We start from the raw sequence: 19,830 nt of genomic DNA, 5'->3' as shown, positions 1-19,830 counted from the left end.
CCGCAGTGGGCGATCTGCGGTTCCGAGTGTGTGGGCGGTGCGCTGGATGTTGCGGCGGGTCCTTGCCGCTTCGGTAGGGAGGGGTTCGCGGTGAGTGCGTTGGTGACGTCGGAGTTGTTGGACCGGGTGCGGGAGCGGCTGTCCGGTGCTTCGGGGGCTCCGGATCCGGCGCAGGTGGCGGCGGCCATCCGAGCCGAGGCCGGTGGCGTACTCGGCGATACCGATCTGCTGCGGGCATTGCGGTTGTTGCAGACCGAGATGACCGGAGCGGGGCTGTTGGAGCCGCTGCTGCACGACCCTCGGGTCGCCGATGTGCTGGTGACCGCGCCGGATGCGGTGTGGATCGACCGTGGCCGTGGACTGGAACGCACCTCGGTCGTCTTCCCGGATGAGGCGGCGGTGCGTCGGCTGGCACAGCGGTTGGCGCTGTCGGCCGGACGGCGGCTCGACGATGCACAGCCTTGGGTGGACGGCAGGTTGTCTGGAAGGGAAGCGGCACTGGGGGATTCGTTCGGAGTCCGGCTGCACGCGGTCTTGGCGCCGGTGGCGCACGGCGGCACCTGCCTGTCGCTACGCGTGCTGCGTCCGGCGACCCAGGGACTTGATGCGCTCGCTGCGGCCGGTGCCGTACCCGCCGACGCGAAACTCCTACTGGAGCAGATCATCCGGGCCAGACTCGCCTTCCTGGTGGTCGGCGGAACCGGTGCGGGCAAGACAACACTGCTGTCCGGCCTACTGGCCAAGGCCGCCGCCGATGAACGCATCATCTGCGTCGAAGACGCCGCCGAACTGGCACCCCCACACCCCCACGTCGTGCGCCTGGTAGCGCGCACCGCGAACATCGAGGGCGTCGGCGCGGTGACCGTCCGTGACCTCGTCAGGCAGGCCCTGCGAATGCGCCCCGACCGAATCGTCGTCGGCGAAGTCCGTGGCGCCGAGGTAGTCGACCTCCTGACCGCCCTGAATACCGGCCATGACGGCGGCGCGGGCACAGTCCACGCGAACTCACCCCGCGAGGTCCCCGCCCGCCTGGAAGCCCTTGCCGCATTGGGCGGTATGGACCGCGCCGCCCTGCACAGCCAACTCGCCGCAGCCGTCCAGGTAGTACTGCACGTCCACCGCCGAGCCGACGGCTCCCGCGTCCTCCGCGAAATCGGCATCGTAGACCGCGACCCCCAAGACCGCGTCACCATAACCGCCGCCTGGCACGCCGACCAAGCCCCCACCCCCGCCGCCCCCACCCTCACCCGCCTCCTCGCCGAACGGCTCGACCGATGATCGCGGCAGCGACGCGCTCAGGAGTTGGTGGACGGATGGTGCGGTTGCGGTGCTTGGTTGGCGAATGGTTCGGCCGGGGATCGCGGTGGCAGGTGCGCTCAGGAGTTGGTGGTCGGATGGTGCGGTTGCGGTGCTTGGTTGGCGAGCGGTTCGGCCGGGGATCGCGGTGGCAGGTGCGCTCAGGAGTTGGTAGTCGGATGGTGCGGTTGCGGTGCTTGGTTGGCGAGCGGTTCGGCCGGGGATCGCGGTGGCAGGTGCGCTCAGGAGTTGGTAGTCGGATGGTGCGGTTGCCGTGCTTGGTCGGCGAACGGTCCGGTCGATGATCGCGGGATTGGTGTGTCTGGCGGTGGGGGTTTTGCTGGTACCGCCGCCGAGTTGCCGTCGTCGGTTCGTCAGGTTGTTCGCGGCGTCAGGTGATGCTCGGAAGTTTGGGCGGGGCAGTGGGTTTCGGGTGGCGTTCGGCGTTGTCATCGTCGGGGCGTTGGCTGTCGGTGTCGGTCTGCTGGTTGCTGTGGTGTTGGTTGGGGCAACCGTCGGTATTCGGGTGCGACGGGCTAGCCGGGAGCGGCGGCACAGTGCGGAGTGCGCCTATCTGTTGGATGCGCTCGAGGCCGTGATCGGGGAGCTGCGGGTGGGTGCGCATCCGAGTGCGGCGGCGGCTGCTGCCGCGCAGGAGTCGCGCGGGGCGGCCGCACGTGCCTTCGCGGTGAGCTCGGCGCGCAGCAGGCTCGGCGGCTCCGGCGCGGACGGGTTGCGCGATCCTCATTCCATCGTCGATGCCGAACTCGCCAGGATCGCTGACGCCTGGCAGGTCGCCGAGCACCACGGTCTGGCCCTCGCGGAACTACTCTCCGCTGCTCGCACCGACTTGTTGGGGCGCATTCGCTTTCGCACGCGCACCACTGCATCACTGGCCGGTGCGCGTGCCACTGCGGCGGTCCTGGCGGGCCTCCCGCTCCTGGGTATCGGCCTCGGCCAATTGATGGGTGCTGCTCCGCTGCACGTATTGCTGAGCCCGGGCGCCGGAACCGTACTGCTGCCACTCGGTGCGGCACTGGGGTGCGCTGGCTTGCTGTGGGCCGACGCGATCACGCGAAAGGTCTTCGTATGAAACGAATCTGCTGGTTGCCCATACATGCGAAAGGGTGGGGAATGGCTGGAATTATCAGTGCGCCAGTGCTTTTGCTCGCGATGGCATTGATAGTGCTACCCGGTCGAGTTACGATGAATCGGCGATTGCGGGCGCTACGGGAGGTGGGCACGCAGCCGGCCGCCCCGGCATCTCCGCGCGGCCCCAATAGCGACCCGCTGGCCGTGGCCTCGGTATTCGACCTGTTGGCCGCCTGCCTGCGAGCCGGGCTGCCGATGGCATCCGCAGCCCGCGCGGTGGCACCCAGCGCACCGCCTGCCCTCGGCGCGGCATTGCGTAAGGCCGCCGACCTGCTGGCACTTGGCGCGGACGCGGCAACCGCCTGGGACCAGGTGGCCCGCGACGGCACAGACCAACCTGGCGCCGAAGAGGTCGACGCACTGGCACGCATGGCGCGTCGCTCCGCCCGTTCCGGCGCCTCACTCGCCACCGCCGTCGGCGAACTGGCCGAACAGCACCGCAGCGGCGTCGAAGACGCGGCCGCCGCCCGCGCCGAACGCGCCGGAGTCCTGATCGGCGGCCCCCTCGGCCTCTGCTTCCTCCCAGCCTTCGTCTGCCTCGGCATCGTTCCTGTAGTAATCGGCCTCGCCAGCCGCGTCCTCGGGGGTGGACTGCTGTGAAAACCGCGTGGCGCGGAAGCACCGCATCACCAGTGACGAGCGCGCGAACGACCGAGCTGCGAAAAACAAAGCGAGGCAACGTCGGTCCCGACAATGCTGCTGCTTCGGACAGCACAGCGCGGCACGCTACCGAGCCGTGGACGGTCGCGTGCGATGTCGAATACGACGTTGCTGAGCTGCCGAGTGCTGCCCTCGCGAGGGTTGAGCTGTGTGGTGCGCGGCTGGGGCGTGCGTGGCGGCGCCGATTAGCGACGCGGGGTATCGCCGATTCGGTGCGGGGCGCGCATGGTGCTGTCGAGCGCGGCGTTGTGGAAGGTGGCGTTGAGCTGCCGAGTTCTGCGCTCGCGATGGTTGAGCTGTGTGGTGCGCGGCTGGGGCGTGCGCGGCTGGAGCGTGCGCGGCTGGGGCGAGCGTGGCGGCGCCGATTAGCGACGCGGGGCATTGCTGATTCGGTGCGGGGCGCGCATGGTGCTGTCGAGCGCGGCGTTGTGGAAGGTGGCGTTGAGCTGCCGAGTGCTGCGCTCGCGATGGTTGAGCTGTGTGATGCAGGGCCGGTGCGTGCGCGGCAGGGAAGAGCGTGTCGGCGCGGAGTAGCCGCGCGGGCGGGAATGAGAGGGGAAGACGGTGCGAATAGGGATAATGCGGGATCGGGTAGTGCGGCGGCTGGGGGCCGTTGGCATGGAGATGCGAGCTCGGGTGCTGCGGGTGCTGGTCGTGGACGACGGGATGAGTACGGCGGAGTATGCGATCGGGACTATTGCGGCTGCGGCGTTCGGGGCCGTGCTCTATGGGGTTGTGACTGGGGACAGCATTGTGAACGCGCTGACGAAGATCATCGACAAGGCGTTGAATACCGCGGTGTAGCGGAGAGTAGTTGTCGATTAAACTACTGCGGTACAACGCATCTCGGTGACGATCGGGGTGCGGTGACGGTTGAGGCGGCGATCGCGCTGGCTGCCATCGTGGTTGCGGTGGTGCTGTGCGTCGGTGTCTTGCTCGCGGCGTCGACGCAGGTGCGCTGTGTCGACGCCGCTCGCGAAGCGGCCCGGCTGGCTGCCCGCGGTGATCAAGCGAATGCGGTGTCGGCGGCTCGGCGGGTAGCTCCACCGACCGCCGACATCTCGCTGGGCAGTGAGGGCGACAGGGTAGTCGCGGCGGTCTCCGCCCGCGCGCCTCTACTGCCCTTGCTGGTCCTGCACGCCGAGGCCGTCGCTACGCGCGAGCCAGGAGCCGAGCCGTGACCCCCAAGGGCCGCCCAACGGCTCGCGACGTGCCACCGGGCACAACACAGATGAAGGACAGTGATGTGTCGCGCCACCGAAGCGCGGCGGTAAGGATGCGCAGTGACCGAGCAGTAGAAGCCGCCCCGCCGAACAGTTCTCGCTGTCGACGAAGCGACCACCGCCAACGCGACATCGTCGACGGGCGAACCGCACATCCTCACTGCGCCACCGCGGCCAGTCGACTCGACCATGGCTCCAGTGCGTTTGCGCCAGACGGCGCACCAGGACCTGACGTCGCAGTGTGGAGGCGTCGGGACGGCGAGGTCGACCGCGTGTGCCGAGCGTTCGGCTCCAGCAGTCGCCGAGTCGGCAACGGGTGCTGTGTGTTTCCACACGGGCACGGCATTGCGACCACATGGACGCGTTGCCGCTGCGCCATCAGAGCCAGCCGACTCGGCCATCGGCGCAGGGCATTCGCATCAGGCGGCACGCACCGGACTGGCGTCGCGGTGCGACAGACCTGGCACGGTCGAGTCGACTGCGGATGCCGAGCATTACAAACCGCAGGCGGCCGAGTTGCCGATGCGCGCGGTGTCGTTGCGCGAGTTGGTGGCCGTGGGCACGGCGTCCTTGTGCGGCGGCTCCGGGCGGGCGATCGAGTCGAGGGGGGTTGCAGCGAGATTGTCTCGGGCAGCGCGCAGTGGCCTCGTTTCGCGCGGTGCGTCCGAGCGGACAACCGCGCCGGCCGAGGGGGCGATGCAATTGCGTCCGGAGGCGAGGACGGCCTCGGTGGAGCGGAGCAGGTCCTGGGAGTGAACGCGGTCGGCGAGGCGCGGCAGGGAGGGCGGGATGAGGGCGTTGCGACGGTGTTCGCCTGTCTAGCGCTGGTCGCGCTGATCGGCGCGACGCTATTGATAGCTCAGGTGGGGGTGGTGGTTGTGGCGCGGCATCGGGCGCAGGCCGCGGCGGATTTGGCGGCATTGGCGGCGGCTGGAGAACTGGCGCGTGGGGCCGATGTCGGCTGTGCGGAAGCGGCGGAGATCGCGCTACGGATGGGAGTGCGGATTCAGCAGTGTGAAGTCGTGCAGTGGGATGCGACCGTCACTGTTGAAAGGAATGTACCAATGGGTCTGTTAGGAAAGCGGACTGTTCGCGCGACTGCGCGTGCGGGACCCAAAGAAGAAGGAGTGTGACCGGTACGTACATGCACTCGCCAGTGGTACTTCACGATGGCGGAATGCGGTAATTGGGATGCTCGAATAAATGCGTCATTGCCTATATTTACTTAGTGCCAAGAAGGCAATCGAATGAATCCGCACGTCGGATGCTAACGCCGTGGCAATACCTCAGTTAACATGAATCTAATCCTCTTTATTCGGCGGGTCGAGACACCCGCCACCCCGGGGCGGGCCACGTCGACCGGCGCCGGTAATCCTTGGTGACCACCCGGAAAGTGGACAAGCGATCACATTGGGAGCTCGGCAGTGTCACGAATCGACCCCGGCGCCTGCGCGGGGCCGTTCAGTGGCCTGTATCGGCGCCCAATTCGCCCAGAACCGCGGCCAGCAGGCGGGCCGCACCAGCCTTGTCCAGCGGATGGTTACCATTGCCGCACTTGGGTGACTGCACGCAGGACGGGCACCCGACCGTGCAGGTACACGTCTCGATCACCGCGAGTGTCGCGGACAACCAGCGACGTAGCTGCGCGAACCCACGCTCGGCGAAGCCCGCGCCACCTGGTTGCCCGTCATAGACGAAGACCGTCGGCAGTCCGGTATCGGGATGCTCGGCGGTCGAAACGCCGCCGATATCCCACCGGTCACACGTCGCGACCAGCGGCAAAAGGCCGATCGCCGCATGTTCGGCGGCGTGCAGCGCACCCGGCACCCGCGGTGTATCCACGCCTGCCGCGGCCAGCAGTTCAGGGGTCACCGTGTACAGCACCGCGCGGGTCGACAGCGTCTGCTCCGGCATATCCAGCTCGACCAGGTCCAACACCTCGCCCGTGCGCAGCGTGCGTAGATAACCGATCACCTGACTGGTGACGCTGACCTGCGCCAATGCGGTGGTCACCCGACCGTGTCGGCGCTGTTCGGTCACCGTGTCGACCGTGAGCGAGGTGATCTGTCTGGCGCTGGTGGTCCAGCCGGGATCGGTGCTGCGCACGAACGCCACGCCGCCCTCGAGATCCAGTTCATCGACCAGGTAGGTATCGCCTTGATGCAGGTGAACGGCCCCTTCGTGCAGCGTTGCCCGAGCTCGCCCGGCGTCGGCGGTGCCGAGCAATCTGCCGGTCTCGCCGTCGACGATGGCAATGGGTGTGCCGATGCCACCGCGCACGTCGACGGCATCATGCGGCTGCGCCTCGGCGGTCGCGAACCAGCGCGCGCTGCCGTCGCGAACCGCGCCGTTCCGGCGTCGAATCAACCCCTGACCTGCGAGATCGGTGAGCACCTCACGCGCACCGAGCGCATCGACCTCATCGTCGGTGAGCGGCAGTTCCAGCGCCGCGCACAGCAATTGCGGGCCCAATACATAGGGATTGTGTGGATCGGTGATGGTGGCCTCGATCGGCTTGTCCAGCAGCGCCTCCGGGTGGTGGACCAGGAAGGTGTCCAGCGGATCGTCCCTGGCCACCAGCAGCACCAACGACCCCTGCGTGCGCCGCCCCGCGCGCCCGGCCTGCTGCCAGAACGAGGCGACCGTTCCCGGAAAACCCGAGATCACGACCGCATCCAACCCCGCGATATCGACCCCGAGTTCCAGCGCATTCGTAGTGGCCGCTCCCAGTAGCGACCCATCCGATAGCGCTACCTCCAGCTCCCGCCGATCCTCCGCGAGATAACCCGCCCGATAAGCGGCGATCCGCTCACTGAGTGCCGGATCGACCTCGGCGAGCAGCCTGCGTGCCTCGATCGCCGTCAGCTCAGCGGCCCGCCGTGACCTGACGAATGCGAGCGTGCGCGCACCCTCGCATACCAGATCGGCCATGATCCTGGCCGCCTCCGAGCTCGCGGATCGCCGAACAGGTGCACCGTTTTCCCCGGTCAGAGTGGTCAACAGCGGCGGCTCCCATAGTGCGATGGTGCGCGAGCCCTGCGGCGATCCGTCCTCGGTGACTGCCACGCATGGCGCGCCGATCAGCCGGGAGGCGGCGGCCGCGGGCTCTGCCGTGGTCGCCGAGCAGAGGATGAATACGGGGTCCGCACCGTAATGGGCCGCGATGCGCCGCAGCCTGCGCAGCACCAGTGCCACATGCGAACCGAATACGCCCCGGTAGGCATGGCATTCGTCGACCACCACGTAGCGCAGCCTGCGCAGCACTCTGGCCCATCGCTGATGCGAGCGCAGCATGCCGACGTGCAGCATGTCGGGATTGGTGAGGATGAAGCGGGCATTCGCGCGCACCCATTGCCTGACCTCGGCCGGTGTGTCGCCGTCGTAAGTGGCCGGATGGACATCCCGCAACGGCCCCTCGTGCGTCAATTCCGCTATTGCCCGCAGTTGGTCGGCGCCCAATGCCTTGGTCGGCGCCAGATAAAGGGCAGTGGCGAGTGGATCTTCGCGCAATGCGGTGAGCACCGGCAGTTGGTAGCCGAGCGATTTCCCGGATGCTGTCCCGGTACTGACGACCACGTGTCGGCCGCTCGCGGCGATGTCGGCGGTTCTCGTCTGATGAGTCCACGGCGCCTCGACTCCGGCGGCCCGCAACGCGGCGACGACATCGGGCGCGGCCCAATCAGGCCAGGTAGTGGTGGCTGCAGGGCGTGCGGCGAGTTCGACGACATGGGTCAGGCGGGTGTCGTCGTCGGGACCCGCATTCAGGACACGATTCAGCAACGATCGCCCGTAACTTCGGCCGTTGCTGGCCCGTGGCCGACTTACCGGATCGGTCGGATTCACGACTCGAACTCCGCGACACGCACAGAAAGTGTGAAACGTGTGCGCTTGGGAAGCTCCACCTGCCATTTCGATACCAAATAGCGACCTGGGTCACAGCCTGTTTGCCAGACGCTGGCTCGGTTATCCGTAAGCAAACGAACCACAAGTCTGGATTCCGGCATTGTGTCCCTCACCTGCGCATTCGCTAGATCAACTTTTTTGCAAATTGTCGGTAACTCGACTGTTGAATTGCTCGAAGACATGGTTCACTAGTTCCTGGTCGCAAGCTTCTGTGTTCGAGGGACGGATCCAAAGTCCAAACCGTCAGCAGGATCGATGTTGCGAACGCTGTGCTTGGTGCTTTCCTGCAGGGGGAACCAACAGTACAACGGTCGGAACGGACCCGGTGGATGAACCTACTTGTCCGCCGTTCCGGTAAGAAAAGAGAAGGAACAGAATGGCACAGGGAACTGTGAAGTGGTTCAACGCGGAGAAGGGGTTCGGCTTCATCGCGCCCGAGGACGGCTCCGCTGACGTCTTCGTCCACTACTCCGAGATCCAAGGGTCGGGTTTCCGCACCCTCGAGGAGAACCAGAAGGTCGAGTTCGAGGTTGGCCAGGGCACAAAGGGTCCGCAGGCCACCGGAGTTCGCGCGCTCAGCTGAGCGACGCAACGATTCGCTCGTCCCTCACCACCGGTAACGGAGGTGAGGGACGAGCTATATCTGGGGTAAGACAAAAACCGGCGCGTACCTGCGGTGCGGTCGTAGCGCGGCAGGCACTGCATACTGATCACCAGGGACGCAGGTACGCTCTGTGGTTCGAGTCGCAAGCGCTCGGCCACACGTCGCGTCAAGGTATAAACGTGTCTGGTGGCAACGTCCTCCCCGTCGCCGCCGCTTGCCCCAGCCGCGCACAGCGCGAAAAAGCGCAGCGCGGGTCGATAAGGAAAGGTGTATTCGCCGGTGGCAACACGAGACCGCGGTGCAGCCGACCAGGGCCGTCCCCTGCGTCGTCTCGTGATCGTCGAGTCCCCGACCAAGGCCCGAAAAATTGCGCCCTATCTGGGTCGCAATTACACGGTCGAGGCCTCTGTCGGTCATATCCGGGACCTGCCGCGGGGTGCCGCGGACGTTCCCGCCAAGTACAAGGGGCAGTCCTGGGCGCGCCTCGGCGTCGACGTCGACAACGACTTCGAGCCCATCTATGTGGTGAGTCCGGATAAGAAGGCCAAGGTCTCCGAGCTCAAGAGCCTGCTGGCCGATGCCGACGAGCTCTACCTCGCCACCGACCCCGACCGCGAGGGTGAGGCCATCGCCTGGCACCTGTTGGAGACGTTGAAGCCCAAGGTGCCGGTGCGACGCATGGTGTTCCACGAGATCACCGAGCCCGCCATTCTGGCCGCCGCGGCCGATACCCGCGATCTGGACAACGATCTGGTCGACGCGCAGGAAACCCGGCGCATCCTGGACCGGTTGTACGGCTACGAGGTCAGTCCGGTGCTGTGGAAGAAGGTCATGCCGCGGTTGTCGGCGGGCCGGGTGCAGTCGGTCGCGACCAGGGTGATCGTGCAGCGCGAGCGCGAGCGGATGGCATTCCGCTCGGCCGAGTACTGGGATATCGCGGCCAAGCTGGATGCGGGCGGGGAAAACGGCGACGCCACCAATCCGCGCACCTTCGGGGCGCGCCTGGTCAGTGTCGACGGGACCAGGGTGGCAACCGGCCGGGACTTCGGGCCGGACGGGCAGCTCAAGGGCAATGGCGTGGTCGTCCTCGACGAGCCCTATGCCCGCCGCCTCGCCGAGGCGCTCGAGGGCGCCGATCTGGTGGTTTCCTCCGCGGAGGCCAAGCCGTATTCGCGCAAGCCGTACGCGCCGTTCATGACATCGACGCTGCAGCAGGAGGCCGGCCGCAAACTGCGGTTCAATGCCGAGCGCACCATGCGGGTCGCGCAGCGGCTGTACGAGAACGGCTACATCACCTACATGCGTACCGACTCGACCACGCTGTCGGAGTCGGCGATCGCCGCGGCTAGATCGCAGGCGACCCAGTTGTACGGCGCGGAGTATGTGCATCCGACGCCGCGGCAGTACACCCGCAAAGTGAAGAACGCGCAGGAGGCGCACGAGGCGATTCGTCCGGCGGGCGATACCTTCGCGACCCCGGGTCAGCTGCACGCACGCTTGGACAATGACGAGTTCCGGCTTTACGAGCTGATCTGGCAGCGCACGGTCGCCTCGCAGATGGCCGATGCCAGGGGCACCACGCTGACGCTGCGGATCACCGGTGTCGCGGGTACCGGCGAGGAATGCGTGTTCTCGGCCTCCGGTCGGACCATCACCTTCCCGGGCTTCCTCAAGGCTTACGTCGAGAGTGTCGACGAAGAGGCGGGCGGTCAGTCCGATGATGCCGAATCCCGGCTGCCCGCACTCGACGAGGGGGAGCGCGTCACGGCGGTCGAGCTGAATCCCGATGGGCACAGCACGAATCCGCCCGCGCGGTATACCGAAGCGTCGTTGATCAAGACACTCGAAGACCTCGGTATCGGGCGGCCTTCGACGTATTCGTCGATCATCAAGACGATTCTCGACCGCGGATATGTGTACAAGCGCGGCAGTGCGCTGGTGCCGTCGTGGGTCGCCTTCGCGGTGGTCGGTCTGCTGGAGGCCTACTTCGGTCGGCTGGTCGACTTCGACTTCACCGCCGCCATGGAGGACGACCTCGATGCCATCGCCGGCGGTCGTGAGCAGCGCGGAAATTGGTTGTCCAGCTTCTATTTCGGTGGCGATCACGGTGTCGAGGGTTCGGTCGCGCGCTCCGGCGGTCTGAAGCGGATGGTCGGTGAGCAGCTCGATGACATCGATGCGCGCGAGGTCAATTCGATCAAGCTGTTCGTCGACGACGAGGGTCGCGACGTTGTGGTTCGGGTCGGTCGATTCGGACCGTATCTGGAGCGGATGGTCGCCAATCCCGATGACCCCGAAGGGGATTCGATATCACAGCGGGCGAATCTGCCCGATGATCTGCCGCCGGACGAGCTGACCGCGCAGGTCGCCGAGAAACTGTTCTCGACACCACAGGAAGGACGCCTGCTCGGTAAGGATCCGGCGACCGGACACGAAATCGTCGCCAAGGAAGGACGTTTCGGTCCGTACGTCACCGAGATCCTGCCGGAGCCCGCGCCCGAGGACGCGCCCGCGCCCGCGAAGAAGACCGCGAAAAAGGCTGCGGCGCCTAAGCCGCGGACCGGATCGCTGTTCAAAGATATGGATCTGGCGACGATTACGCTCGACGATGCGTTGAAGTTGTTGTCGCTGCCACGCGTTGTCGGTGCCGATCCGGCCTCCGGTGAGGAGATCACCGCGCAGAACGGACGCTACGGCCCATATCTGAAGAAGGGCACGGATTCTCGTTCGCTGGCCAATGAAGATCAGATCTTCACCGTGACGCTGGACGAGGCGCTCAAGATCTACGCCGAGCCCAAGCGGCGCGGACGCCAGGCCGCCAGTGCCGCGGCGCTGCGCGAACTCGGAAACGATTCGGCCACCGGTAAGCCGATGGTGATCAAGGACGGGCGCTTCGGTCCGTATGTCACCGACGGTGAGACCAATGCCAGCCTGCGCAAGGGCGACGAGGTCGAGTCGATCACCGACGAGCGGGCCTCGGAGCTGCTCGCCGATCGGCGCGCGCGTGGTCCGGTGAAGAAGACGGCGAAGAAGGCGGCGGCGAAGAAGACTCCGGCCAAGAAGGCGACGGCGGCGAAGAAGACCGCCGCGAAGAAAACCACCGCCAAGAAGACGGCCGCGAAGAAGGCCTGACGGTTTCGTCGGTGCCTTGCCGTAGCCTCGCCCCGGTATCGGAGCATCGACCGGGAAGGGGCCGCCATGGCGATCGATCAGGAGCGCGAAGATCTCATCCTCGCGCTCGACAGTCAGCGCGCGCTGTTTCGAATTACCCTGCGGGGTATCGACGAGCAGCAAGCGCGGCAGCGCACGACCGTCAGCGAGTTGACTCTCGGTGGGCTGCTGCACCATGTCGTCAACTGCGAGCGGCACTGGACAAAGGTCATCGTCGAGCGCGATGAGACGGCCGAGCAGGAACTGGCCGAATTCGAGGGTGAGTATCTGATGGCGCCCGACGATACGGTTGCGGGACTGCTGGCCACCTGGGACGAAGTGGCGGAGGCGACCGCGAAGCTGATTCGCACCGATCCGGATCTGAGCACGTCCATCCCGACCCCGACAACACCGTGGACGCCCGACCGCGAGTGGTGGACCGTGCGCTTCACGCTGCTGCATGTGCTGCGCGAGATCACCCACCACAGTGGGCATGCCGACATCATTCGAGAGGCGCTCGACGGCGCGAACACCACTTATCAACGAGTGTGACCGACGGCAGTATGGATGCCATGGACCTCGAGTGGATTCACCTCGCTGGCTTTGAGAACCTGCCGAGTACGCCGCCTCCGTTGGCGGGTGTGCGCCGTTGACTGCGGGACCGGGGTATCGACTGGATGTCGGTTGCCGCCGATGGCATCGGCTGTGGGCCCGACGGTCATTGGCACGGTTGGATCGATATTCGGAGATCCGCGGCGGTGCCGCGCAGGCTCGGATCGCATCCCGATCAGCCGACCGCACGGCTGCTCGGACCGCCACCGGCAGGATGGCGCACGCCGCCGCGGAACGCCGATCAGCTGCGATCGTGACGCTCGGACGGCGCGAGGACGAGCCTGTCGGTGGGGATGGCTAGGGTGTACGGCGTGGCGGGTGTCTTCGATCGGCTGGTTGGGCAGGATGCGGTCGAGTCCGAATTGCGGGCGGCCGCGGTCGCCGCGCGCGGAGGGGCCGGCAACGGTGCGATGACGCATTCGTGGCTGTTCACCGGGCCGCCCGGATCGGGGAGATCCGTTGCGGCGCTGTGTTTTGCGGCCGCGCTGCAGTGCACGGACGAGGGTGCGCCCGGCTGCGGTCGGTGTCATGCGTGCACGACCACGATGGCCGGAACGCACGGCGACGTGCGGCGGGTGATTCCGGAGGGGCTGAGCATCAGCACCAAGGAGATGCGCGAGATCGTGCAGATCGCCTCGCGGCGGCCGAGTACGGGTCGATGGCAGGTGGTGCTGATCGAGGACGCCGACCGGTTGACCGAGGCGGCGGGCAATGTGCTGTTGAAGGTGGTCGAGGAGCCGCCGGAGCGGACAGTATTCCTGTTGTGCGCGCCGTCGGTGGACCCGGAGGACATCTCCGTGACGCTGCGGTCGCGCTGTCGGCATGTGCATCTGGGTACGCCCTCGGTGCCCGCCATCGCGCTGGTGCTGCGAGAGCGCGACAAGCTCGACGAAAAGACCGCCACTTGGGCGGCATCGGTGAGCGGCGGCCACGTCGGGCGAGCTCGACGGCTGGCTACCGATGAGCAGGCGCGTGCTCGCCGGCAGCGGGCGCTGGCGTTGGTGGGTGCGGTTTCCCGGCCCGGTGCCGCTTATACGGCTGCGGATGAATTGGTGAAGTCGGCCGATGACGAGGCCAAGCAGATGAGTGCGGCCCGTGACGAGCGCGAGCGCGACGAGTTGGCGACCGCACTCGGCGCGGGTGGCACCGGCAAAGGCGCGGCGGGCGCTACCCGAGGCTCGGCCGGTGTGCTCAAAGACCTGGAGCGCAGGCAGAAATCCCGCGCCACCCGCACCGGCCGCGATGCCCTCGACCGCGCGCTCATCGACGTAGCTGGTGTCTACCGCGATGCTCTCGCTGTCCGCTTCGGCGCCGCCCGCAACGGTTCCGGCGTCACCCTCACCCACCCCGATATGTCCGATCAGATCCACGACCTCGCCGACCGCGTCCGCCCCGAGGGCCTGCTGCGCTCCATCGAAGCCGTCCTCGCCTGCCGCGAGGCCCTCGACCTCAACGTCAAACCCCGCTTCGCGCTCGCCGCCATGGTCGCCACCCTCATCTCCGCCCAATCCGCCTAGCCGATTTCGATCGGCACCCAGCCGTCGCCGCGTTTCACTCGTAATGAAGACGTCGGGGGATTCGACCCGCCTCAATGCTCGACCGGCAGGTTATGCAGCCGACCGAGAGACCGGCTGGAAGCCGCCGCCGGGTCTGCCGATCGCGCTGCGATGACCTCCCGTTTTCGCGATCCGACCGCCGAGACGATAGACTCGCCACGCCGAAAGGCACGCCGCCTTAGCTCAGTCGGTAGAGCGCTTCACTCGTAAGTACGGCTGCATCGATTCTTTCTCTCCTTTCGCGGCTCCGATTCCAATCTCTTTGCTTCGGTGTTGGTTTGCTGGTGCGACCTGCGTTGATGCGTTCGACCAGCGAAGACATGTTGATCTGTCGTGGGAAGGGCGTGCGCAAGTGTGGTCACGATCGTTGCTGTGCGTCGGGTCGGGTTCGGTGGGTTTCGCTCGGATTCGGCTTGGTTCGGCGGGGTAGTTTTTACCGAGATTTTGCCGACGTTCGGGGCCGGTCGCCTAGCTTCCGGTTCGCTGGTTACCGGTCAGCGATGGTGGTCCGGCTGTGGAGGGAAATCTGTTGATATTCACGGCGTGTCGCGCATCGTGTCGCGCGGCATCGGCGGGTGTGAGTCACTGCGGCACGAAGGTTGTTGCGCGGCAGTCGATCCGCGGATAGTCTGGCGTGGCTATCTGAGCTGTCGGTGTATCCATCGCAGCGGCGTCGGGGGACTTGTTCGGCGCGATTCCTGACAATCGGTGCTCTATGTCTGCATGCGGTTGTCGTTGTCCCTCCGCCGCGCACGTACGCGCATGACGCCAGGAGTGCTTACCGAATGCCCGCAATCAATCGCGGCCTGTACTTCGAAGCCAGATTCAAGACCAGCCCCGGGAAGTACCAGACGATCCGGGACGAGAACGGCAAGCCTCGGCGGTACCTGACCAAGGAGCTAGCCGAAACCGCCTGCAAGGAAGAGGAGATTGTCTATCGGGTTCTTGGCGCACGTCCCGTCACCGTTGCGGGGGCTGTCAAGGGCCGCGGCGAGCCTTACGAGGTCGCGCAGGTGCTCGATTGGAGTGTCGATCCGGGCCAGCAGGCGTTTCAGGACTATGTCGAAGAGTGGCTGGATGATCAGGATCTGGCCGATAACACGGTTCAAAACTATGAGAGCCACATCCAGTGCCATCTGCTGCCGACGTTCGGACCGATGCCGCTGCTTGATATCACTCGCAGGGCGGTCGCTGACTGGGAAAAGGCGCTGCGTGCAGCGGGATACAGCGCCGACAGCATCAACACCTATCGTGCTGTCCTGCATGTGATTCTGGAGGACGCCGTCGAGGCTAAGAAGATTCCGGCCAATCCGGCACGACGTAAACGCAATCGGGGCCGTCGCACGAGCCGCAAGTCCCGACGCGCCCCACAGAAGGTGATTACCAACACCCGCGGCGCGCTGTTGATCGCTGAACGGATGGCGCTGTTGTCAGGCCGTGACGACGAATTCGTTGCGATGATTCTGAAGTTCTTCACCGGCATGCGGATGGGCGAGCTGGTCGGTTTGGAAACTCAATTTGTGACCAAGGGGCGGCTGCGCGTTGAATGGCAGCTGGCCGAGGTGGCGGGCAAGCACGTCAAGTGCGAGCCGAAGAACGGGTCACAACGTGACATCGACCTGCCAGAGTTCCTGTGGCGCATGCTCGATTCGTTCATCGCGCAATCGAATCCACGGCCCTGCGGCTCTGGGACCCCGACACCGGACGACAGGTCGGCCCACCACTGACCGGCCACCACGGATCGGTGAACGCGGTGACAGCGGTGCCTATGCCTGATGGACGCACCCTCGTCGCTAGCGGCGGCAGCGACGAAACGGTCTGGCTGTGGGACCCCGAGATCGGACGACAGGTTGGCCCGTCGCTGACGGGCCACTACGGGTCGGTGAACGCGGTGATAGCGGTGCCTATGCCCGATGGACGTACCCTCGTCGCTAGCGGCGGCAGCGATGACGAAACGGTGCGGCTCTGGGACCCCGAGATCGGACGACAGGTTGGCCCGTCGCTGACGGGCCACTACGGATCGGTGAACGCGGTGATAGCGGTGCCTATGCCCGATGGACGCATCCTCGTCGCCAGCGGCAGCAGCGACCACACGGTGAGGCTGTGGGACCCTATCGAAGGAACCGTGGAAGGTATCGCAATCCTGGGAGCCCCCGTAGACGCACTTGCAGAGCTAAGGGAGGAACCCAAACCGCGGCTTGTAATCGCAGGCCAGGAAGGGCTCCTCCTCATTGAGCTTTCTCGCCCAGAGGCTCCTCGAATGCAGGCTCAGATTTAGGGGGCCTCGTTTTCCGAGCCGCCTAGCGACGTCGTGCCACGCCGGGTATCGGGGGTGGGCTGAGCCTGGTCGGGATAGAGGAGATTCTGGATCGGCGGGTCGTCGTGGTCGAAGGCGGCCTCGTTGTAGGGCTGCTCGGCGCTGGTGTAGTGGGCGATGCGCGGGCTGCGTTCGGGGAGATCGGCCAGCCGCAGTCGTTGGGGAACGGCGTCGCAGTTCTTGGCGGTCCATAATGTCCATACTGGTCCTGCCGGTCCGTCGGGGTGGGTGAGGTCGCGGCTGGTAGTCGCGATCACCAGTCCAGGCTCGTAACTGCCGAACGCGCGGCTCAGCGCGGCCCGTAGCCCGGTCTCGCGGCGGGCCGAATGCACCGAGAACAACAGGATCCCGAACTTGTCGGTCGGGAAGCCTTGATAGTCGGCGAGTTTGGACACCACGGTCTTCAAACGACTCGGTGCCGGTGTCGTATTCGAGGAAGAACCGCACTACGCGGCCATCGTGTCCCCAGCAGCCGTAGCCGTCGGGATGGAGATTGCCCTCGCCCGAAACGTTGCTCCAGAACGTCTCGGCGCATTGGCGCTCCGACCACCACTTGGTCAGCCCTCGTATCGACTCCGGGGCGGCCGGGCCGGGTGGCGTGCGGGGTTGCGGTGGGCGCCCAGAGCGGCGAAGAACCCGTTCACGCCCAGCCGGTGTGTGAGCATCGGCGAGCACCCAGCCGCTCCAACCCCAGCGCGTACTTGGCCGGGGCCGGTGGGGTTTGCGCGCGCTGGGCCGCGATCAGGCGCGCGCCGGAATATCCGAGCGCGTGCCGGGTTTGGGTGGTGCCATCGCCATAGAGAGACTCGCGGAAGGCGAACAACATGCCCATCTCGCGCAGTTTCCGCAGCCGATGCTTCCCACAGGTCAGATCATTGACGCATGGCCGTACTTGCGTTACTGGCGTCATTACTGCGCTGCGTTGGCGGGAGTTGCTGCGTCGGTATGGTTTTCGACCAGCTGTAGGATGGGGCGTTCGTCATAGTGGCCGAGGAGTAGGCGCAGCCTCGGAAGTCGCCATCGCAGTTCGTGGGCGAGAGTCGGCATCGTCAACATCCCGTTGGTTTCGGCGAGTTCGAATGCCTTGTGCAGCAGGTTGGGCTTCTCTCCGGCGTAGTTGGCGACCGAGTCCGAGCCGATAAGTCTGAGCTCGTAGAGCTGGTTGAGCCGCTGGTATGCGCGTCGGGCGCTTGCATCGGAGATGGTGCCGAGTTCGCGGCAACGGTAGACCAGCGACTTGAGCGAGACTCCCCATTCGGTACTAAGTCGCTGCAGCGACGTGACGTCGAATCGGGTGGGTAGTTGGTCACGGATCTGCGCTGCAGGAGTGAGGAATTCGGCGGCGAAGGCGTCGGCCTCATGTTCTTGTTCCGGGTCGCCGGGGGCGGCATTGCGGTGCAAGACGAGATGGCCCAGTTCGTGGGCGGCGGTGAACCTGTGCCAGCAGACGTCGTCGCCCCTGTCGGGGGTCAGAACGATCAGCGGCCGCGGCATCCGGGAGGTGGAGAAGGCGTCGATGGTGGCGGTGTCCACACCAGCGAACGGCACCATGGTGGTGACAATCCCGTGCATCTCGAGTGTTCGGACCAGGTGCGGGATCGGGCCGACGCCCAATCCCCAGCGCACACGCAACGCCCGAGCGGCCTCGGCGGGTGACGTCGGCGTCCGATCGTCACCGTCGTCGGGCGGGAACCCGGGAAGGTCGACGGGCGGGAACTGGATGTATTTCTCGAGCGCGTAGGCCAGTTCCCACACCTGCTCGACGAAGGCGATGGCTTTGGCGCGTTGGGAGGAGCGAGTGGATCTCAGGCTTCGGAAGTGGGCGGCGGAACCGTCGAGCTGGGCGTGCGGTCGGCCAGCGGCGAAGAACTCGATGGGAACGTCGAGAACTTCAGCGAGGCGGGTGAGGTGATCCGGCCGGGGCGGCGATGTTCTGGCCTCCCACTGGCTTATCGCTGCAGCTGAGACCCCGACTTGCATTGCGAGGGCTGCCTTTGTCAAGCCTGCCAGGCGGCGGGCCTGGGTAAGGCGTCCGACGTCGAAGACGGCAGCGACCTCGGCTGCCGTGATCGTCTGCCTGCTCGCTCCGAGCAGGCGCAGTTGCGATCGTTCAGTCATCACTTCCGGTCTCGGGTTGTGGCGCCAGTGGTTGGCCGCCGTCGGTCTCGGTCAGGGGATTGCGTGCGGCCAGCGGGATTTCGCCCATCGGCGCTTGGTCGAACCTGGCGGCCGTATCGGTATTCGGAATCGGTACGGGGCTGGCTGGGCGGACTGGTGTGCCGCTTGCGGCCTCGCCACTGGCGTCGGGGCGAGGGATCTCTGCCACATCGGTCCACAGCAGGTGATCACTGCCGTCGCCGCGGGAGGCGTCACCCCAGTAGGCGCGCAGTACGCCCGCGTGCGGGTTGCTGGCGTAGGCGATGATCACCATGCGCCCAGCTTGCGCGGCATCGTCGAGAAAGTGCTCGAAATCCTGGAATTCGGCCTCCAGTTCCTCCTCACTCAGCTCGGCGTGCTCGAAGCTCAACTGGTCGGACACCGGTGGTGTCAGTGCCAGCAGTTGCTCCCGTGTCTTGGACAGTCTCATCTTCGCCGCCGACAAGGGGCTGTATGCGTCGTCGGAGAACCGCCACGGATACAGGACGATGTTGTGCTCTCCGACGACAGTCAACGCGTAGCGGGCCCGTTTCGGTTTGACCGTCCGAACATCCGTGAATTCCGCGAGTTCGGCGGCCAGCTCCTCGTTCTGGATTAGCCACAGCTGCCCGTAGACGTCGCTGGTGTCCAGACCGAATGCGAGATGGCCAGCCAGTGCCCGCCGATGAGCAGCCTCGAGTGCTCGCCATATCGCATCCCGCAGGGGTAGGGCCAGCTCACCGAACCGCTTGATCTCCCACTCGGACGGTATCGCCTGGTCAGTCATGGGTTCCCTCCCTCGACCTCACCCGCTCACTTACGATTTGAGCATCGATTGGAGCGTAGCACTTAATTTTTCCGCGAGATTTGCGCGGCGCGCCGACGAGTCGGCTCACTTCCATGGTGAAGGTTCGTTATGCTCCGCGTGACTGTTTTGGAGCAGAGCGATCACGAGATACCTTGCGCAGCAAGGTCTCCGGACGGCAGAGGCGTCGGAGACGACGGAGTGCCCCGGGCCGGGGCACTTTTCGCTCGGGTGGGCGGGTTAGACCAGGGCAGGATGGCGCCGGCCTTGTGCATTCTTGGGCGGCCCTCCCCACGCTGAAATCGGTTAGCACTACGGCGTATCCACACACAGCACCGCAAGAATGGTGTATGACGCCGCCGCCGATAGCAACGTGGATTTCGCCCACTTATCGGTGGCCTGGGTAATTCGGGTGT

Annotated in this window: 18 protein-coding genes and 1 pseudogene; 13 read left to right on the top strand and 6 right to left on the bottom strand. The window is 66.0% G+C overall.

Features of this window, described 5'->3' with window-relative positions:
* Nucleotides 1-90: 90 nt before the first annotated feature.
* The 7 genes from ACIBI6_RS24050 to ACIBI6_RS24020 all read left to right on the top strand — a co-directional run bounded on the left by ACIBI6_RS24050 (nucleotide 91) and on the right by ACIBI6_RS24020 (nucleotide 5,464).
* On the top strand, nucleotides 91-1,278 hold the full coding sequence (locus ACIBI6_RS24050; protein ID WP_396957897.1) for a TadA family conjugal transfer-associated ATPase: 1,188 nt from the start codon (nucleotides 91-93) through the stop codon (nucleotides 1,276-1,278).
* A 319-nt stretch (nucleotides 1,279-1,597) separates the two neighbouring features.
* Nucleotides 1,598-2,389 carry a hypothetical protein gene (locus tag ACIBI6_RS24045; protein ID WP_364354122.1) on the top strand — a complete coding sequence of 264 codons (792 nt, stop codon included), beginning with the start codon at nucleotides 1,598-1,600 and terminating at the stop codon, nucleotides 2,387-2,389.
* A gap of 41 nt (nucleotides 2,390-2,430) precedes the next feature.
* Complete coding sequence (locus ACIBI6_RS24040; protein WP_396957895.1) at nucleotides 2,431-3,048, top strand: type II secretion system F family protein; 618 nt, start codon at nucleotides 2,431-2,433, stop codon at nucleotides 3,046-3,048.
* 285 nt (nucleotides 3,049-3,333) lie between these two features.
* The gene (locus ACIBI6_RS24035) at nucleotides 3,334-3,477 is read left to right on the top strand and encodes a hypothetical protein (protein ID WP_396957893.1); all 144 of its coding nucleotides are present in this window, start codon (nucleotides 3,334-3,336) and stop codon (nucleotides 3,475-3,477) included.
* 249 nt (nucleotides 3,478-3,726) lie between these two features.
* Nucleotides 3,727-3,912, top strand: a complete 186-nt coding sequence (locus tag ACIBI6_RS24030; protein ID WP_396958011.1) for a DUF4244 domain-containing protein — start codon at nucleotides 3,727-3,729, stop codon at nucleotides 3,910-3,912.
* Nucleotides 3,913-3,974: 62 nt separating this feature from the next.
* Nucleotides 3,975-4,289, top strand: coding sequence for a TadE family type IV pilus minor pilin (locus ACIBI6_RS24025; RefSeq protein ID WP_396957892.1), 315 nt, complete (start codon nucleotides 3,975-3,977; stop codon nucleotides 4,287-4,289).
* A 794-nt stretch (nucleotides 4,290-5,083) separates the two neighbouring features.
* The gene (locus ACIBI6_RS24020; RefSeq protein ID WP_396957890.1) at nucleotides 5,084-5,464 is read left to right on the top strand and encodes an Rv3654c family TadE-like protein; all 381 of its coding nucleotides are present in this window, start codon (nucleotides 5,084-5,086) and stop codon (nucleotides 5,462-5,464) included.
* 328 nt (nucleotides 5,465-5,792) lie between these two features.
* Here the strand turns inward: ACIBI6_RS24020 and ACIBI6_RS24015 are convergent, their stop codons facing one another.
* Complete coding sequence (locus ACIBI6_RS24015) at nucleotides 5,793-8,111, bottom strand: DEAD/DEAH box helicase (protein ID WP_396957888.1); 2,319 nt, start codon at nucleotides 8,109-8,111, stop codon at nucleotides 5,793-5,795.
* A gap of 499 nt (nucleotides 8,112-8,610) precedes the next feature.
* On the opposite strand from ACIBI6_RS24015, the gene ACIBI6_RS24010 reads away from it, so the two are divergent.
* The 6 genes from ACIBI6_RS24010 to ACIBI6_RS23985 all read left to right on the top strand — a co-directional run bounded on the left by ACIBI6_RS24010 (nucleotide 8,611) and on the right by ACIBI6_RS23985 (nucleotide 16,434).
* Nucleotides 8,611-8,817, top strand: coding sequence for a cold-shock protein (locus ACIBI6_RS24010; protein ID WP_011206895.1), 207 nt, complete (start codon nucleotides 8,611-8,613; stop codon nucleotides 8,815-8,817).
* A gap of 354 nt (nucleotides 8,818-9,171) precedes the next feature.
* A complete protein-coding gene (topA, locus tag ACIBI6_RS24005) occupies nucleotides 9,172-11,970 on the top strand; it encodes a type I DNA topoisomerase (RefSeq protein ID WP_396958010.1) in 2,799 nt (932 codons plus the stop codon).
* A gap of 66 nt (nucleotides 11,971-12,036) precedes the next feature.
* The gene (locus ACIBI6_RS24000; RefSeq protein WP_364354107.1) at nucleotides 12,037-12,540 is read left to right on the top strand and encodes a DUF664 domain-containing protein; all 504 of its coding nucleotides are present in this window, start codon (nucleotides 12,037-12,039) and stop codon (nucleotides 12,538-12,540) included.
* 353 nt (nucleotides 12,541-12,893) lie between these two features.
* On the top strand, nucleotides 12,894-14,117 hold the full coding sequence (locus ACIBI6_RS23995) for a DNA polymerase III subunit delta' (RefSeq protein ID WP_396957885.1): 1,224 nt from the start codon (nucleotides 12,894-12,896) through the stop codon (nucleotides 14,115-14,117).
* 824 nt (nucleotides 14,118-14,941) lie between these two features.
* Complete coding sequence (locus ACIBI6_RS23990; protein WP_396957884.1) at nucleotides 14,942-15,883, top strand: tyrosine-type recombinase/integrase; 942 nt, start codon at nucleotides 14,942-14,944, stop codon at nucleotides 15,881-15,883.
* Nucleotides 15,884-15,900: 17 nt separating this feature from the next.
* On the top strand, nucleotides 15,901-16,434 hold the full coding sequence (locus ACIBI6_RS23985) for a WD40 repeat domain-containing protein (RefSeq protein ID WP_396957882.1): 534 nt from the start codon (nucleotides 15,901-15,903) through the stop codon (nucleotides 16,432-16,434).
* Here the strand turns inward: ACIBI6_RS23985 and ACIBI6_RS23980 are convergent.
* The 5 genes and pseudogenes from ACIBI6_RS23980 to ACIBI6_RS23960 form a co-directional block, all read right to left on the bottom strand.
* Nucleotides 16,431-16,868 (bottom strand): hypothetical protein, encoded by a 438-nt coding sequence (locus ACIBI6_RS23980; protein WP_396958018.1) that lies wholly within the window; start codon nucleotides 16,866-16,868, stop codon nucleotides 16,431-16,433. The genes ACIBI6_RS23985 and ACIBI6_RS23980 overlap by 4 nt on opposite strands.
* 67 nt (nucleotides 16,869-16,935) lie before the next feature.
* Nucleotides 16,936-17,148: pseudogene (locus ACIBI6_RS23975) on the bottom strand (hypothetical protein); the annotation flags it as partial.
* Nucleotides 17,114-17,305, bottom strand: a complete 192-nt coding sequence (locus ACIBI6_RS23970) for a hypothetical protein (protein WP_396957880.1) — start codon at nucleotides 17,303-17,305, stop codon at nucleotides 17,114-17,116. The gene ACIBI6_RS23970 and the pseudogene ACIBI6_RS23975, both read right to left, overlap by 35 nt.
* Nucleotides 17,306-17,382: 77 nt before the next feature.
* On the bottom strand, nucleotides 17,383-18,591 hold the full coding sequence (locus tag ACIBI6_RS23965) for a helix-turn-helix domain-containing protein (RefSeq protein ID WP_396957879.1): 1,209 nt from the start codon (nucleotides 18,589-18,591) through the stop codon (nucleotides 17,383-17,385).
* On the bottom strand, nucleotides 18,584-19,396 hold the full coding sequence (locus ACIBI6_RS23960) for a hypothetical protein (protein ID WP_396957878.1): 813 nt from the start codon (nucleotides 19,394-19,396) through the stop codon (nucleotides 18,584-18,586). The genes ACIBI6_RS23965 and ACIBI6_RS23960 overlap by 8 nt, the downstream gene beginning before the upstream one ends.
* Between the last annotated feature and the right edge of the window lie 434 nt (nucleotides 19,397-19,830).

Origin of the sequence: Nocardia sp. NPDC050412, from assembly GCF_044458825.1 — a bacterium.
GTDB lineage: Bacteria > Actinomycetota > Actinomycetes > Mycobacteriales > Mycobacteriaceae > Nocardia.
Note: the sequence above shows the minus strand (reverse complement) of the source record. Positions and strands in the feature narration are given on the sequence as shown.